Annotated in this window: 13 protein-coding genes; 9 read left to right on the top strand and 4 right to left on the bottom strand. The window is 71.7% G+C overall.

Annotated features, from left to right (window positions below; translation table 11 throughout):
- The first annotated feature begins 1 nt into the window (after position 1).
- The 6 genes from KBC94_RS10825 (at position 2) to KBC94_RS10800 (ending at position 8032) form a co-directional block, all read left to right on the top strand.
- Complete coding sequence (locus tag KBC94_RS10825; RefSeq protein WP_294369790.1) at positions 2-415, top strand: hypothetical protein; 414 nt, start codon at positions 2-4, stop codon at positions 413-415.
- An 82-nt stretch (positions 416-497) separates the two neighbouring features.
- Complete coding sequence (locus tag KBC94_RS10820; RefSeq protein ID WP_294369789.1) at positions 498-2594, top strand: TonB-dependent receptor; 2097 nt, start codon at positions 498-500, stop codon at positions 2592-2594.
- Positions 2595-2837: 243 nt separating this feature from the next.
- Positions 2838-3149 carry a hypothetical protein gene (locus tag KBC94_RS10815; protein WP_294369787.1) on the top strand — a complete coding sequence of 104 codons (312 nt, stop codon included), beginning with the start codon at positions 2838-2840 and terminating at the stop codon, positions 3147-3149.
- Entirely contained in the window at positions 3143-4381 is a 1239-nt protein-coding gene (locus KBC94_RS10810; RefSeq protein ID WP_294369785.1) for an OmpA family protein, read from the top strand. The genes KBC94_RS10815 and KBC94_RS10810 overlap by 7 nt, the downstream gene beginning before the upstream one ends.
- 565 nt (positions 4382-4946) lie before the next feature.
- The gene (locus KBC94_RS10805) at positions 4947-7505 is read left to right on the top strand and encodes a YadA-like family protein (RefSeq protein ID WP_294369782.1); all 2559 of its coding nucleotides are present in this window, start codon (positions 4947-4949) and stop codon (positions 7503-7505) included.
- A gap of 17 nt (positions 7506-7522) precedes the next feature.
- Positions 7523-8032, top strand: a complete 510-nt coding sequence (locus tag KBC94_RS10800) for a DUF4019 domain-containing protein (protein ID WP_294369779.1) — start codon at positions 7523-7525, stop codon at positions 8030-8032.
- 49 nt (positions 8033-8081) lie between these two features.
- Here KBC94_RS10800 and KBC94_RS10795 read toward each other — a convergent pair whose 3' ends face one another.
- Both KBC94_RS10795 and KBC94_RS10790 read right to left on the bottom strand, forming a co-directional pair.
- Positions 8082-8642 (bottom strand): hypothetical protein, encoded by a 561-nt coding sequence (locus tag KBC94_RS10795; RefSeq protein ID WP_294369777.1) that lies wholly within the window; start codon positions 8640-8642, stop codon positions 8082-8084.
- Positions 8643-8667: 25 nt separating this feature from the next.
- Positions 8668-10716, bottom strand: coding sequence for a prolyl oligopeptidase family serine peptidase (locus KBC94_RS10790; RefSeq protein ID WP_294369775.1), 2049 nt, complete (start codon positions 10714-10716; stop codon positions 8668-8670).
- Positions 10717-10807: 91 nt separating this feature from the next.
- Between KBC94_RS10790 and KBC94_RS10785 the strand changes: the two genes are divergently transcribed.
- Both KBC94_RS10785 and KBC94_RS10780 read left to right on the top strand, forming a co-directional pair.
- Positions 10808-11470, top strand: a complete 663-nt coding sequence (locus KBC94_RS10785) for a response regulator (RefSeq protein ID WP_294369774.1) — start codon at positions 10808-10810, stop codon at positions 11468-11470.
- The gene (locus KBC94_RS10780) at positions 11467-12819 is read left to right on the top strand and encodes an ATP-binding protein (RefSeq protein WP_294369773.1); all 1353 of its coding nucleotides are present in this window, start codon (positions 11467-11469) and stop codon (positions 12817-12819) included. The genes KBC94_RS10785 and KBC94_RS10780 overlap by 4 nt, the downstream gene beginning before the upstream one ends.
- Position 12820: 1 nt before the next feature.
- On the opposite strand, the gene gcvA is transcribed toward KBC94_RS10780, so the two are convergent.
- Positions 12821-13741 (bottom strand): transcriptional regulator GcvA, encoded by a 921-nt coding sequence (gene gcvA, locus KBC94_RS10775; RefSeq protein WP_294369771.1) that lies wholly within the window; start codon positions 13739-13741, stop codon positions 12821-12823.
- Between the two features lie 176 nt (positions 13742-13917).
- Between gcvA and KBC94_RS10770 the strand changes: the two genes are divergently transcribed.
- A complete protein-coding gene (locus KBC94_RS10770; RefSeq protein ID WP_294369769.1) occupies positions 13918-14811 on the top strand; it encodes an EamA family transporter in 894 nt (297 codons plus the stop codon).
- On the opposite strand, the gene pdxH is transcribed toward KBC94_RS10770, so the two are convergent.
- Positions 14789-15436, bottom strand: a complete 648-nt coding sequence (gene pdxH / locus KBC94_RS10765) for a pyridoxamine 5'-phosphate oxidase (RefSeq protein WP_294369768.1) — start codon at positions 15434-15436, stop codon at positions 14789-14791. The two genes, KBC94_RS10770 and pdxH, sit on opposite strands and share 23 nt — an antisense overlap.
- Positions 15437-15475 lie beyond the last annotated feature (39 nt).

Raw genomic sequence — 15475 nt, 5'->3', positions numbered from 1 at the left:
GATGAATCGCTCCAGGCCGTCGCGCCTCGTCGCGCTCGCACTGCTCGTCGCAGTGTGGGTGACGGCGACGCTCGGCCTGGTGCATGGCACCCTGCATGCGCCGGGCAAGCATCCGCATGTCGCCTGGCGAACGACTGCCACGACATCCGCAGCATCCGTCGCGCTCGCTGTACCGACTGACGGCGCCACCCTCCAGGCGCCGCGCCATCCCTGGCTGCATGCGCTGTTTGCGGACAAGACCGATGCCGAATGCCGGCTGTACGACGTGCTCTCGCACGGCGCCGGCCTGCCGGGCGTGCCGCTGGTGCTGCTGCCGGTGGCGCTGCCCGCGGCCACCTTCGCCTGCCTCCAGGTCCGCGCCATCTACCGATGGACCGTGCACTTCGATGCGCGCGGTCCGCCCGGCGCTCGCTGAATTCCCGTGCTTCCTCGACGCTGCCGCGACCGCCCTGTGCGGGCCGTGGCGGCACGTCTTTTCGAATTCAACGAGCTTCCTCATGACTCCCCAATTCCATCGCCACGCCATCGGCGCGGCCGTTCTCTTTGCCCTGTCCACGCTGGCCCATGCCCAGTCCGCGACCGAAGGTGCCACCCTGAACACCATCACCGTCACGGGCAATCCGCTCGGCGCGGCCGAATCCATCGCGCCGGTCGAGGCACTGTCGGGCAGCGCGCTGCTGTACCGCTCGCAGTCCACACTGGGCGAGACGCTGCAGGGCCTGCCGGGCGTCTCCAGCACCTACTTCGGGCCCAACGCCAGCCGGCCGACGATCCGCGGGCAGGACGGCGACCGCATCCGCATCCTCTCCAACGGCGGCGCCTCGCTCGATGCCTCGGCCCTGAGCTATGACCATGCGGTGCCCACCGACGCCCTCGTCACCGACCGCATCGAAGTGCTGCGCGGCCCCGGCGCGCTGCTCTATGGCGGCAGCGCCGTGGGTGGCGTGGTCAACGTGATCGACAACCGCATCCCCACGGAGCCGATCAACGGTTTCGGCGGCCGCGCCGATGCCAGCTACGCCAGCGGCAGCAAAGAAGGCAGCGGCGCCGTGGTGCTCGAAGGCGGCAACGACCGCTTCGCGCTGCATGTCGACGCTTTCCGCCGCCATGCCGACGACGTGAATGCACCCACCTGGCTGGAGTGCGGCAAGGGCGGCGTCAACGTGCTGCAGAAGCGCATCTGCAATTCGGCCTCCGAGAGCCGTGGCGGTGCCGTCGGCGGCACGCTGTTCTTCGGCGGTGCCGGCTGGATCGGCGCCTCGGTCAGCGACTACCGCAGCAACTACGGCACCGTGGCCGAGGATGACGTCACCATCGGCATGCGCCAGCAACGCCAGGCCATCGAGGGCGAATGGCGCCCCGGCGGTTTCTTCACCAGCATCCATGCCAAGGCCAGCCACACCGACTACAGGCACACCGAGTACGAAGGCGGCTCACCGGGCACCACCTTCAAGAACAAGGGCAACGACCTGCGCATCGAGGCGCGCCACCGTCCCATCGCGGGCTTCGAGGGCCTGATCGGCCTGCAGAGCGAGCGCACGCGCTTCGCCGCCGACGGCGAGGAGGCCTTCGCGCCGCACAGCCGCACGCGCAGCGATGCGCTCTTCCTGTACGAGGAGCTGCCGCTGTCCTGGGGCAAGCTCAGCTTCGGTGCGCGCACCGAGCGGGTGAAGGTGTCGTCGCAGGGCTATCCGGACGACCTCTCCATCACCCGCTTCGCGCTGGGCGAGCGCAGCTTCAACCCACACAGCGCCTCCTTCGGCCTGCTCTACAACGTGGCGCCGCAGTGGCAGATCACGGGCAACCTGGCCTACACCGAGCGCGCGCCCAAGGACTATGAGCTGTTCGCCAACGGCCCCCACGTGGCCACCGCAGCCTGGGAGGTGGGCGATACCAATCTGCAGAAGGAGCGCTCGCTGGGCGCCGACATCGGCGCGCAGTGGAAGTCCGGGCCCCACAACGCGCGCGTCAACGCCTACTGGTCGAAGTTCCGCAACTACATCGGCCTGACGGCCACCGGCAACCTGCGCAACGACGAGGGCGAGTCCTTTGCCGGTGGCTCGGAGGAAGCCCTGGCCGCCGCGCTGGACGAGGAACTGCTGGCCGAATACGTCTACCGCGGCGTGCGGGCCCGCTTCACCGGCATCGAGGCCAGCGGCAGCCTGCGCCTGCTGGGCAACGATGGCCTGCGTCCGCTGGCCGGTGGCAACCTCGACCTGGAATGGCGCGCCGATGCCGTGCGCGCCACCAACACCGACACCGGCGAGCCGCTGCCGCGCATCGCCCCGGTGCGCGTCGGCGCCACGCTGGCCTGGACCAGCGGGCCCTGGAGCGCACGCGTCGGCTTCGACCACTATGCCGCGCAGAAGCGCGTGCCGCCCACCGACCGGGCCACGGACAGCTACACCTTGTGGAACGCTTCCCTCGGCTACCGCATGAAGGTGCAGCGCGCCAGCCTGCTGTGGTACGCGCGGGTGGACAACCTGGGCAACGAACTGGCCTACAGCGCCACCTCGATCCTGACCACCACCGTCTACCCCCGCGCGCCGCTGCCCGGCCGCAGCGTGAAGGTGGGCCTGCGCGTCGATTTCTGATCGGCTGCCGAGGGGCGGGGCAGGGCGGTCCATCACCCGGCCCCGCGCCTATGCCATTCGGCGGACCGGCCATTCGGCAAGCGTTCGCCGTGACATAGTTCCTCTACATTCTTCGGGATGATGTTCCACACGGCTCGCCTGGACGGCCGGACAGCGGGCCCTGCCGCGCCGTCCGGCGTCTGCGTGCGCGTGGGTTGAGCGCGCATGCGCGGGACGGCGCTCGCAGGGGCGTGGATGCTGGGCATGGGCGGATGGCTGGCACCTGCCGTGCCCGTGGTCGCGGCCGATGCGCCGCCGCCGTGCCCGACGCCCTGCCTGGCCCTGCCGCGGACGGCGCCGACGCCTGCCGCTGCCGAGGCCGCGCCGCCCGCGCCCCGTCCGGCCGCGCGCAGCCGGCCCGCGCCGGCCACCGCGCCCGTGTCCACCGAAGCGGCGGCGCCCCCGCCGCCACCACGCCCGCCGGCCTCGCGCCGGTGCATCGACATCAACATGCGCGCCGCGGTGGGAGAACCGCTGTCGGCGCAGGACATGGCCTACCTGAGGAGCGAATGTTGAATCCGTCCGCCGTTGCCGCTGTTGTTCTCCGTGCCTGGATGCGCCTGTGGGCGCTGCTGCTGATCGCGGCTGCGGGCACGCTGCTCGCCGCGTGTGCCAACAAGGCCGCGCCTTCCACCGAGGTCATGCCCTTCGACCGCGCCGTGCAGCAGGCGGTGGACGACCTGATGGTGCAGACGCAGAAGATGCCGGCCTTCCTGGCCCGCGTCGAATCGCGGCTGCAGAAGAGCCGCATCGTCATCGACCCGTTGCTCGACGGCACCACCGGCCAGCAGACCGAAGTGACGCAGGCCGCCCAGCAGCGCATCGTGCAGCGCATGCAGGAGCGCTTCAGCCAGTTCACCGTCAACCAGGTCGACAGCCAAGCCGTGGAGCAGGCGCAGTACGTGCTCAGCGGCACGCTGACCCGCCAGGCCGATGCCTCGGCCGGCCGCTGGCAGCTGGCCCTCGCGCTGACCGAGCTCAAGAGCGGCACCGTGGTCGCGCAGACCGTGGCGCGCATCGCCGACGAGAAGCTGGACACCCGGCCCACCGCCTTCTACCGCGACAGCCCCGTCAGCACCCGCGACCGTGCCGTCGACGGCTACATCCGCACCAGCCAGACGCCCGCCGGCCAGCAGGCGGATGCGCTGTACCTGCAGCGCCTGCCCACCACCGCCGTGCTGCAGGAGGCCATCGACGCCTACGCGGCCGGCCGCTGGCAGGAGGCGCTGACGCGCTACGAGGCCGCCGCCCAGCGGCCCGACGGCCAGCAACTGCGTGTCTACAACGGCCTGTACCTCACGCAGATGCAGCTGGGCCGCACCGCGGACGCCGAGCGCAGCTTCGGCCAGTTGGCCAAGCTGGGCCTGGAGGCCAGCAAGCTGAGCGTGAAGTTCCTCTTCCGGCCCGGCTCCACGGAGTTCCTGAGCGATTCGCGCATCAGCGGCGTCTATCCGATGTGGCTGCGCCAGATCGCCCGCCAGGCGGCGCAGATGAGCAACAACTGCCTGCTCGTGACGGGCCACACCAGCCGTACCGGCTCGGAATCGGTCAACGAGCGGCTGTCGCTGCAGCGCGCGACCGTGGTGCGCATGCGCCTGGCCGCCGAGGCACCCAGCCTTGCCAAGCGCCTCAAGGAGGCCGGCATGGGCTTCCGCGAGAACATCGTCGGCACCGGTGCCGACGATGCCAGCGACGCGCTGGACCGGCGCGTGGAATTCAAGGTCGAGGATTGCGCCGCCTCCGCTTGAGGCTGCGGGATTTTCTCAGGGCGCCCCGGGGGGTTCACGTTCTTTCAGTCACGGCAGAGCCCGTGGCGGCAATGGCTGCAATAGCGCCCGCGGCGCTCGGAATCAATCCTCCATTTGGTTGGGGTTGAATCGGGCGCGTATTGCGATTTAAGCGCGCGGGTCTGTCCGGGTGAATTGATCGGGATCCGTCCAATTCGCCCGCCCCGGGCCCCTGCAACACTTGCAATGATCGCGGACGATGGTCCGCATGTGTAAGTTAGTTAACAAAAACGGGGCATCTGGACGTTCGTCTCCATCCGGGCGCTCGCTAGCATGAGGCGAGTCCTGGCCATTTTGCAAAGGCAGTCTTTTGCGGAGACACATTGAAATGACAACGCAGGAACCGCTTGCAGGCGTCACACACCCCCTGTCCGCGCCCCTTCCATTTCATTTGTGGCGTCGACCGGTTTTTCATCGGATTGCCGGTGCTTCGGCCCTTTATTTTCTTTTCTCGGCCAGCGCTACGGCGGCAACCGCGGCCAATTGCCAGGGCGCCCAGAATTCCGGTTCGAGCACCGGAATTTCAGTGAATCTGACGACGTCGGCGGGTGCCTGCGCCGACGGCCCCGTCGCCACGGCGATCGGCAGCGTCGCCATCGGCGCGCAGGCGCAGGCGGTGCCGCTGAACGCGGTGGCCGTCGGTGCCCAGGCCACCTCGGCGGGCGAGGCCTCGGTGGCGGTGGGGGCCGGCGCCAGCACGGGTCCCAATGGCCGGGGCGACCTGGCCTTCGGCGAGAACGCCCGTGCCAACGGCGGCGGCGCCTCCGCCTCGGCCGTGGCCGTGGGCTCCAACAGCTTTGCTGCTGCCGGCACGGTGGCGGTGGGTGGCTATGCCAATGCCTCCGGTGTGCGCGCGTCGGCCCTGGGTGACCAGTCGGTCGCTGCGGGCGCGCGCAGCCTGGCCGCGGGCGAGAGTTCGCGCGCCACGGCGGATGGGTCCGTGGCCCTGGGCTCCATGGCGCAGGCCAATGCGGCCAGTGGCATCGCCCTGGGGCAGTCGGCCAACGTGGGGGGCGCGGCCGGCCTGGCCATCGGCACCCGGGCCGCCGCGATGGGCAATGCCGGCGCCATCGCGCTGGGCAGCGACAGCAATGCCGGTGCCGACGGCGCCATCGCCGCGGGCAATCGCGCGCAGGCCACCGGGGCCTATGCCGTGGCCATCGGCAGCAATGCCATGGCCACTCAGGCCGGCAGCGTGGTGCTGGGGCGCAACAGCCAGGACCGTGCCGCCGCCCAGGTCGCCGGCGGCACGGTGGGCGGCGTCAACTATGCCTATGCCGGCACCGCGAGCGGGGTGGCGAGCATCGGCGCTGCGGGCGCCGAGCGCCAGCTGATCCACCTGGCGCCGGGCAGCGTCAGTGCCGCCAGCACCGACGCGGTCAACGGCAGCCAGCTCTATGCGGCGCAGCAGGCCATCGACTCGGTCAAGGCCAGCACCGATGCCGGCTGGCGGCTGAGCGTCAATTCGGCCGACGACCGCAAGGTCTCCGCCGGTGACACGGTGGACGTGAGCCAGGGCTCCAACATCTCTGTCGAGCGCACGGCCAACGGCCTGCGCGTCTCCACCGCCCGGGACGTGAACTTCGACAGCGTGACGGTGGGCACCAACGTGCTGAGCGCCACCGGCCTGCAGATGGGCAGCGCGGTCAACCTCGGGCCGCAGGGCCTGGTGATCGTGGGCGGGCCGAGCGTGACCGCCAGCGGCATCGATGCCGGCGGCGCGGCCATCGCCAACGTGGGCAACGGCGTCAAGGCCACCGATGCCGTCAACCTCGGCCAGCTGCAGGCCGCGGTGCAGGGGGTGAACACCGAGCGCTGGGTCAGCGGCTCGGCCACGCAATATGCGGCGCCCACGGCCACCGGCGCCGACGCGCTGGCCGCGGGCAGCGGCGCGCAGGCCTCCGGCGACCAGTCGACGGCCCTCGGTGCCGGCGCCAAGGCGACCGAGGCCAACAGCGTCGCGCTGGGCAATGGCAGCACCACCCGGGCCGCCACCTCCACGGCCGGGACCGTGCTCGATGGCACGCAGTACAGCTTCGCGGGCGGCACCGCGGCCGGCGTCGTCAGCGTGGGCCAGGTCGGCGGCGAGCGGCAGATCCAGAACGTCGCGGCCGGCCGCCTGAGCGCCGACAGCACCGATGCCGTCAACGGCAGCCAGCTCTATGCCACCAACGACGCGATCGGCGCCCTGGTGGCCCGGCTGGCCGCGACCGAGGCCAGCCGCACGCACTACGTGGGCGTGAACGATGGCGGCACGCCTGGCGGCAACTACAACAACGATGGCGCGACGGGCCTGCTTTCCACCGCCATCGGCGTGAATGCCGCGTCGGCTGGCGCGAGCAGCGTGGCCCTGGGCGCCGGCGCCACCTCGGGGGCTGGCCAGTCGGTGGCCATCGGCGGCGCGGCGGTGGCCAGCGCGACCGGCGGCGTGGCCCTGGGCGCGGGCGCAGTGGCCGATCGCGCCGGCATGAATGGCGCGAGCGAGGCCTTCAGTGGCGTGAGCGTCGCTTCCACGGCGGGTGCGGTCTCGGTGGGTAGCGCCGGCGCCGAGCGCCAGATCACCAACGTGGCCGGCGGCACTGCCGACACCGATGCCGTCAACGTGCGCCAACTGCGCTCGGTTCAGCAGTCCAGCGTCGCCTACGCCACCCGCGCCGACGGCAGCACCGACTATTCGTCGGTGGTGCTCGGCAACGGGCAGGCGCCGCAGGGCACCGTCATCTCCAACGTGGCGCCGGGCGTCAAGGGGACGGACGCCGTCAACCTCAACCAGCTGCAGGCCGGCGTGGCCAGCGCCAATGCGTACACCGACGCCGTCGCCGGGTCGCTGAAGCAGAACATCGACCAGGTGGCCCGCAAGGCATCGGCGGGCACCGCCGCGGCCATGTCGATGGAGACCGCGCCGTACCTGGCCGGCAAGGTCACCTATGGCGCCGGCATGGGCTACTACGGCGGGCAGTCGGCCTTCGGCATGTCGCTGCGCAGCACCTCGGGCGACGGCCGCTGGAGCGTCAATGGCGGCGTGTCGGCCGACACGCAGGGCAGCGTGGGCATCCGCGTGGGCCTGTCCGGGGCCTTCGAGTGAGCGGGATGCCGACGCCGATGGTTCTGCGCGACCGACCCCATCCTTCTTTTCCGGCGGCCGCCTGGCAAACCCTGCTGTACGGACTGCTGGCCCTGCTGATGTTGTGCCTGGCGCCCGGGGCCGCGATGGCCCAGGCGCCGCAGCCGAAGGTCGACCGCGCGGCCATCGTCGCGCGCTCCCTGCGCATCGCGCAGCTGGTGGACACCGGCCGCGTCGAGGTCATCTGGGACAACGCCTCACCCGCGATCAAGAAGCAGATCGCCCGGGATCGCTTCGTGCGGGACATCAAGGCCCGCCGTGCGGTCTACCGCAAGATCGGCCCGCGGCAGTTCGTCAACATGGCCGTCATCGACATGAACAAGTCCTCCGGCGCGCCGAGCGGGCGCTACCTGAGCGTGGTGCTCACCTCCAGGGACTCGGCCGGCACGGCCATCGAAGAGCTGGTGTCCTACCGCCTGGAGCCCGATGGGGCGTGGAAGGTGACGGGCTACGTGATCCACGGCGCTCCGGCGGCGGCGCGGCACTGAGGCTCCGGCTTGTCGGCGCACGCGGCCTGGCCGCGGCGCCCTGGCGGGGTCAGGCGGCTTCGCGCAGGACTGCGTCGCGTGCACGACGCAGAAGGCGCTGCCGGATCAGCCCGCTCGCCGGCCGGATCAGCAACCAGTAGGGCAGAAAGCGGCGTCGGGCGGCCTCGTCGCTGCACCAGACACGGGTACAGGTCGTCAGCCGCGTACCCCGTCCCTCGGGCCCGGCGCAGAAGTTCATCACCAGCTTGGCGATGCCGGATGCTTCCAGGGCAAGGAAGGACGGCGCATCGGGCACGTCGATGAGGCCATAGTCGGATTGCCAGAAGCGACCTGCGACGCCGAAAGCCCTCTCGCGGTCGCCGTCCTGGCCCAGGTCGGTGAAGTTGGCCAGGCCGAAGGCCGGCCGGCCCTGGAGCGCGGCGGCGAAGCCGATCCGGCCAGCCAGCCGGTTCGGCCATTCCCGCAGTGCGATCAGGCGGCGTGCCACCGGGTCGTCGACCACGTCGGCGCGACCTACGACGGCCAACACATGGGCCGGTGCCGCGGGAACGTGAAGGCTGTGCGTCTGTGCGAAGTGATGGCGCGGCAGGTAGCGGTTCATCTGATCCATGGAAGCCATTGTGCGAGCCGCGGACTCATCGCGGCATCAGCTCGAACAGGTCGAAGCCTGCGCTGCGCCCGCCCAGGCAGCCGGCCAGCATGTCCTCGGTGGCACGCCACATGGCCAGGCGGTTGCGCCAGTGGCGCACCTGATGGCCCTCGTCGGCGAAGCGCCGGTGCGTCACCGGCCGGCCCAGCGCCCGCAGCGCGGCGACCACCTCGTCGGAATCCTGCCGCAGCACGCGCACGTCGTTGTCGCCGTGCACCACCAGCAGCGGCACGTCGATGCGGTCGATCTGGCTGATGGGCGAGTTGGCCAGCATGCGTGCGCGCTGCGTCGGGTCGTTGACGTCGCCGAAGGTGCGCGCGAAGTAGTGGCGGTTGCGCCAGAAGGGCGGCCAGTTCTCGATCACCCGCGGCCAGTTGGCCACACCGACCATGTCGACGCCGCAGCGCCAGTCCTGCCGCTTCTGGATCAGCTGGGCCAGCACCGAGAAGCCACCGAAGCTGGCGCCCAGCACGGCCAGCCGCTTCGGGTCCGCGATGCCCTGGTCGATGGCCCATTGCGTGCCCTCGGCGATGTCCTGCTGCATCCGGCCGTTGTATTCGCCGTTGCCCGCCTCGATGAACGCCTTGCCGTAGCCGGCCGAGCCGCGGTAGTTGACCTGGACCACCGCATAGCCGCGATTGGCCAGCATCTGGGCGAAGGTGTAGCCGGCCAGCTGCCAGGTGTCGCGGACCCACGGGCCGCCGTGGATCGCGACGACGGTCGGCGCCGGCCCCTGCACGCCACTCGGGCGCGTGACGTAGCCATGGATCCTGAGGCCATCGGAGGCGGTGAAGGCAAACGGCGTCATGGGCGAGAACAGGCCGGGCTCGGGCCGGCGCGGCGGCGTCAGCCGCTCGAGGCGGCCGGTCGCGCGGTCGAGCAGCATCTCCACCGCCTCGGTCTGCGTGGTGGCGCGCAGCACCATGCGCTGGTTGTCCTGGGCCGTGCTGGTGGGCCGGGTGATCACGGGCGGCGCATCGATCCAGTCCCGGGCCAGGGCCTCGTCGGCGGCGCGGGCCACTTCGGCGCCGATGCCAGCGTCCAGGTAGTTCATTTGCGGCAGGCCGGGCAGGAGGGAGACGGCATACGGCCCGCCCGCCGCTGGCGGGAACCACGCACCGTCGAGGTCGACCTCGGCATGCTCGGCAAGCACGGTCTCGCGGTCGGTGGTCAGGTCGACCTCGACCAGCGCCACCTTGTCGCGGCCCATGTTGGTCATGGCCCAGAGCCTGCCGGCGGCGGGGTCGATGCGGTGGATCGAGAAGAAGGAGAAGGCCGGCACCGTGCGCAGCCGGCGCCAGCCGCCGTCGGGCTGGCGCAGCTCGACCGCCACGTCCGCGCCGTCCGCGGGGCCGAGCTGGCGCCAGCGCGCGGCAAGCTGGTGGTCGGTGCCGATCAGCCAGCCGATCACGCGGCCGTCCGCCTCGCGACGGGCCACTTCCCGAATGGTGCGCGTGACGGCATCCGCCTCGTACAGGTCCATGCTGCTGCGCTCTCGCCGGTTGCTCGCAAAGAAGAAGCGCGCAGTGCCGGGTGCCCCGCGTGCCACGAAGGTGGAGCGCACGCCCGGCCAGGGCGTCACGGGCCAGGGCGAGGCCTCGGGGTTGTCGGCGTCCACCACGAAGAACTGCGTGTTCTCGTCGCCGCGGAAGTCCTTCTGGTAGGCGATATGGCGGCTGTCGGGCAGCCAGGCATAGGTGGCACCGGAGGCACCCGGGCGCGCGAGTGTGCCGGTCGCGATGCGCCGCGGCGCGCCAGCGCCGTCTTCGGGCAGAGCCGGACGCACGGCCAGGCCGATGTCGGTGCCCACGACTTGGCGCCATAGCAGCCGCCGTCCGTCCGGCGAGACGATGTGGCCGTCCGCAAAGTCGAGGTCGGCCACGAAGCGCCGCATCGGCACCAGCGGCGGCAGCCGGCCCTCGCGGGCGGCGGCCTGGACGGCCGGGTGGCTGGGTGCGGTGGCGCAGCCCGCCACGGTCAGCAGCAGGCCCAGTGCGGCGAGCGCCACAAGGCGGCGCAGGGTACGAGACGTCATCGAACACTCCTCCTGAGATCCCTCTGGCCGCGGCATTGTGGCGGCCGCACCTTTGGCTTCGCCAAAGAAAGCGCCCGCCACAATCCCTGCCGTGCACCTCCTGTTGATCGAAGACGACCTGGACCTCGGCCGCGCCCTGCAGGCGGCGCTCAAGGTCGAGGGCCTGAGCAGCGAATGGCTGCGCCGCGCCGCCGATGCGCCCGCGGTGCTGGACGCGGCCCAGTTCGCCTGCGTGCTGCTGGACCTGAGCCTGCCCGACGGCGACGGCCAGTCGCTGCTCACGCGGTGGCGGCGCAGCGGGCAGCAACTGCCGGTGATCGTCATCACCGCGCGCTCGGCGGTGGAGGACCGCACCGCCGGCCTCGACGCCGGAGCCGACGACTTCGTGGTCAAGCCCTTCGCCACGGCTGAGCTGATCTCGCGCATCCGCGCCGTGCTGCGCCGCTCGGCCCGGCAGGCCAGCGAGCACTGGACGCTGGGTGGCGGCCTGACGCTGGAGCCGCGCGGCCACGCGGCCCGGCTGGACGGCCAAGCGCTGGAGCTGTCGCCGCGGGAGTTCCGCCTGCTGCTGGAGCTGGCGCGCGAGCCCGGTACCGTGCTGCCCAAGGGCCTGCTGGCCCAGCGCATGGAGCCGCTGGGCGAGGCGCTGGACTTCGCCACCGTCGAGGTCCATGTCTCCAACCTGCGCCGCAAGATCGGCGCCGACCGCATCCGCACCGTGCGCGGCGTGGGCTACCTGCTTGTCACGCCATGACGATCTGGCGACGGTCGCTGTCGCGGCGCCTCTTCCTCGTGGTGCTGCTGTCCTTCGTGCTGGTGCTCGCGGTGCTGCAGGCCTACATGTGGCTGAGCTTCCGGCAATCGATCGCGGTGAGCCAGCCGCTGAGCCGCCTGGGTGGCGGCCTGGGCGAGGCGCTGGCCGCCATCGACGACGAGGCCCAGGCGGTGGCGACGGTGCGGGCCATGCAGACCATCTACGGCCGGCTGCGTCTGGGCGGCAATCCGACCGGCACGCTGGTCTTCCGGCTGGAGGATCGGGAGGGGCGGCTGCTGTTCAGCGCGCCGCTGCTGCGCGACCGGGCGCTCAGCGCGCCGCCTGGACGCGTGCGCACGATGGACATGGATGGCGTGTCCTACTGGATCTACCGTGCCGATGCCGGCCGCTGGCGTGTCTACGCCGCCGAGCCGGAGCGCACGCTGGCACTCGTCGTGCCGAACAACACGCGGGCCGTGCTGCCCTATCTGCTGATCGCCCTTCCGCTGGTGCTGGTGCCGGCCTGGCTGGCCGTGGCGCTGGGCCTGCGGCCGCTGCGCCAACTCACGCAGCAACTGCAGCGCCGCTCGCCGACGGACCTGGCGCCGCTGGGCTTCCAGGCTCGGCATGCCGAGCTGCAGCCGTTGGCCGAAGCGCTGGACGGCCTGCTGGTGAAGCTCAAGGCCCGCATCGACCGCGAGCGGGCCTTCGTCCAGGACGCGGCCCACGAGCTGCGCACGCCCATGGCCGTGATCGCGACGCAGGCCCACGCGCTGGTCGGCGCCGCCGATGCCGGCCAGCGGCGCGAGGCGCAACAGCAACTGGAGTCGGCCATTGCCCGTGCGTCGCACTTGACGCAACAACTGCTGGATCTGGCGCGGCTGGACGATGCGCCCTCGGCCGCGCCACCGGTGATCGACGTGGCGCAATGGCTGCGCCAGGTGATGGCGGACATGGCGCCTGCGGCCATGGCGCGCGACATGGACCTCAGCCTCGTCGCACCCGACCGGCTGACGGTTGCCGTCGAGCCCGGGGCCTTGCTGTCCATCGTGCAGAACCTGCTGGCCAACGCCATCGGCCACACGCCGCCGGGCACGCGCATCGTGGTCACGCTGGCCGGCTCGGCGCATCCGCTGTGGCTGTCGGTGGAGGACGATGGGCCGGGCATTGCGCCCGAGGCGGCTGCGCAGATGTTCGAGCGCTTCCACCGTGGCGCGGATCCGCGCACCCGCGGTGCAGGGCTGGGGCTGGCCATCGTGCGGCAGGCAGCCGCGCGGCTGGGTGGCGAGGTGCGCCTGGGCCCGGGCCTGGAAGGGCGAGGCGCGGGCTTTCATCTGCGCCTGCCCTGATTCACGCCGTCAGCGCCGCCGCCGCCTCGCGGAACTGCGCGGCCTCCTGCCGCAACCAGTCGCAGAAGGCGCGCGCTGCGGGCCGGTCCAGCACATCCTGCGGGTGCACCAGGTGGTAGGCATAGGGGCCGGGCACGGGCTGGCCCGGGAGCACTGCCAGCCGGCCCTGGGCCAGGGCGTCGGCGGCCAGCACGTCCGAGGCCAGCGCGGCGCCTTCGCCGGCCGCGGCGGCCTCCAGCGTGAGGTAGGTGTGCGAGAAGCGCAGCCCCTGGCGCAGACGCCGCCCCGGAACACGCAACTGCTGGGCGACGCACCAGTGCGGCCAGTCCACCTGCTCGGGGATGCGGGGCTCGGGGTCGTCGTGCAGCAGCGTGGCGGCAAGTACATCCCCCGGCGCGGCCAGGGAGGCTGCCAGCGATGGATGGCCGACGGCGATGTAGGTCTCGGGCAGCAGCGGCTCGGCCACCAGCCCGGGATAGGGCCCGCGGCCCAGCCGCAACGCCAGGTCGACCTGGTCGCGGGCGAAGTCCACCGGCGGGATGGACGCCAGCACCCGCAGGTCCACCTGCGGATGCTGCGCCCGGAAGCCGCCCAGCCGCGGCATGAGCCAGCGCGTGACGAAGGAGGGCAGGGCGGTGACGGTCAGCGCGTGGTCGTCCGCCGCGTGGCGCAGGGCGGCGGAGGCGCGCTCCAACTCGTCCAGCACGACGCCGACGCCCTGCAGGTAGCGGCGCCCGGCCTCGTTCAGCTCGACGGCCCGCGGCCGGCGCACGAAGAGCGGGCGTCCGAGCCAGTCCTCCAGCAGGCGCACCTGGTGGCCGACGGCGCCGGGCGAGACGCAGAGCTCGTCGCCGGCACGCACGAAGCTGCCGTGGCGCGCCGCCGCCTCGAAGGCGCGTACGGCGGGAAGGGGAGGAAGCATGCGGGTCATAGCCTCAATCCGGTTGCGGCTCAGCCGCCAATGCTTTGGTTTGCCGTGAACCTCCGGGCCGCCCTACAGTGGCAACGCGGGGGCAAAGGCTCATTCTGGCTGAGTCATCCGCCGTCGGCCGTTCCAAGGTGCGACGGCGCCGCACCCTTCCACACTTCAGGACCGTCATGGGCGCACTGCTCGTTCTTCTTTCCGCCCTGGGCTTCGGTGCCATGGCCCTCTTCGCCAAGGTGCTCTATGCCCAGGGCATGGACACCCACAGCCTGCTGATGCTGCGCTTCGCGCTGGCGGCGGTATTACTGGGAGGGCTGGCGTGGGCGCGTGGCGCGCGCTTTCCGGCCGGGCGCGCCCTGGCCAATGCGATGCTCATGGGGCTGGCCTATGCGTTGATGGCCTGGACCTATTTCAGCGCGCTGCACCATGCGTCCTCGGCCACGGTCGCGCTGCTGCTGTACGTCTATCCGATCCTGGTGGCGCTGGCCGCGGCGGCGCTGGGACTGGACCGCTTCGGTGCGGCCGAGGCGCTGTGCCTGGGCCTGGCTTCCGCAGGCCTGTGCCTGGTGCTGGGCGGCGCCATCGCGGGCACGGCCACCGGCCTGCTGCTGGCGCTGGCCTCGGCGTTGTGCTATTCGGCCTACATCCTGCTCGGCAGCCGGGCCCAGCCGCCGGTGGACAGCCTGGCCGCCTCGACAGTGGTGCTGGGCACGGCGGCCGCCTGCTACCTGGGGCTGGCGATGTGCCAGGGCATCCGCTGGCCGCAAGGAGCCACCGGCTGGGGCGCGATGCTGGCGCTGGCCCTCTTCGGCACGGTGGTGGCCATCGCGGCCTTCGTGGCCGGCCTGCGCCGTGTCGGGCCCACGCAGGCGGCCGTGCTCTCCACGCTGGAGCCGGTCGTGACCGTGGGGCTGGGCGTGGCCTTCCTGGGCGAGCGGCTGTCGGCCGGTGCCGCGGCCGGCGGGGCGCTCATCCTGCTGGCGGCGCTGGCCCTCACCGGCGCGCGCAGCCGGCGTGCCGGAGTCGGGCGTGGTGCTGTCGGCCCTACGGTGCCAGACGCGTCTTGACCCAGCCCTGGCCTTCCTGCTGGTAGCAGAGCCGGTCATGCAGCCGGCTCTTGCGGCCCTGCCAGAACTCCCAGCGCTCCGGCACCAGCCGATAGCCGCCCCAGTGCGGCGGGCGCGGCGGGTTGAGCAGGAACTTGGCGCTGTACCTGGCCGCATTCGCCACCAGCACGCCGCGGCCGTCGATGGGCTGGCTCTGCGGGCTGGCCCAGGCGCCGATGCGCGAGTCCAGCGGGCGGCTGGCGAAGTACGCGTCGCTTTCCGCGTCGCTGACCTTTTCCACCCGGCCTTCGATGCGCACCACGCGCTCCAGCTCGACCCAGTGGAACTGCAGCGCGGCAAAGGGGTTGCCCGCCAGCTCCTGCCCCTTGCGGCTGTTGTAGTTGGTGAACCAGACGATGCCCCGCGCGTCGTAGCCCTTGATCAGCACGATGCGCGTTGAGGGCCGCAGGTCGCTGCCGACGGTGGCCAGCGTCATGGCATTGGGCTCGGGTACCTGGCCGGCGATGGCCTCGCCGAGCCAGCGCTCGAATTGCAGCAGCGGGTCGGCGGCGCTGTGGGTTTCGTCGAGTTCGGCCCGCTCGTAGCTCTTGCGCAGGTCGGCCAGGGAGGTCTTCAGATCGCTCATGGCGGGCATTGTCCGTGCTGTGGAAGGCCGCGCCTTGAC

Origin of the sequence: Pseudacidovorax sp., from assembly GCF_017991995.1 — a bacterium.
Classification (GTDB): Bacteria; Pseudomonadota; Gammaproteobacteria; order Burkholderiales; family Burkholderiaceae_C; genus Xenophilus.
The sequence above is the reverse complement of the archived record's forward strand: the minus strand, read 5'-3'. Positions and strand labels throughout refer to the sequence as shown.

What these genes read in the sequence shown, in the direction of transcription:
- KBC94_RS10825 (WP_294369790.1), top strand. Translation starts at nt 2, where the DNA reads ATGAATCGCTCCAGGCCGTCGCGCCTCGTCGCGCTCGCACTGCTCGTC.
- KBC94_RS10820 (WP_294369789.1), top strand. Translation starts at nt 498, where the DNA reads ATGACTCCCCAATTCCATCGCCACGCCATCGGCGCGGCCGTTCTCTTT.
- KBC94_RS10815 (WP_294369787.1), top strand. Translation starts at nt 2,838, where the DNA reads ATGGGCGGATGGCTGGCACCTGCCGTGCCCGTGGTCGCGGCCGATGCG.
- KBC94_RS10810 (WP_294369785.1), top strand. Translation starts at nt 3,143, where the DNA reads ATGTTGAATCCGTCCGCCGTTGCCGCTGTTGTTCTCCGTGCCTGGATG.
- KBC94_RS10800 (WP_294369779.1), top strand. Translation starts at nt 7,523, where the DNA reads ATGGTTCTGCGCGACCGACCCCATCCTTCTTTTCCGGCGGCCGCCTGG.
- KBC94_RS10795 (WP_294369777.1), bottom strand. Translation starts at nt 8,642, where the DNA reads ATGGATCAGATGAACCGCTACCTGCCGCGCCATCACTTCGCACAGACG.
- KBC94_RS10790 (WP_294369775.1), bottom strand. Translation starts at nt 10,716, where the DNA reads ATGACGTCTCGTACCCTGCGCCGCCTTGTGGCGCTCGCCGCACTGGGC.
- KBC94_RS10780 (WP_294369773.1), top strand. Translation starts at nt 11,467, where the DNA reads ATGACGATCTGGCGACGGTCGCTGTCGCGGCGCCTCTTCCTCGTGGTG.
- gcvA (WP_294369771.1), bottom strand. Translation starts at nt 13,741, where the DNA reads ATGCTTCCTCCCCTTCCCGCCGTACGCGCCTTCGAGGCGGCGGCGCGC.
- KBC94_RS10770 (WP_294369769.1), top strand. Translation starts at nt 13,918, where the DNA reads ATGGGCGCACTGCTCGTTCTTCTTTCCGCCCTGGGCTTCGGTGCCATG.
- pdxH (WP_294369768.1), bottom strand. Translation starts at nt 15,436, where the DNA reads ATGAGCGATCTGAAGACCTCCCTGGCCGACCTGCGCAAGAGCTACGAG.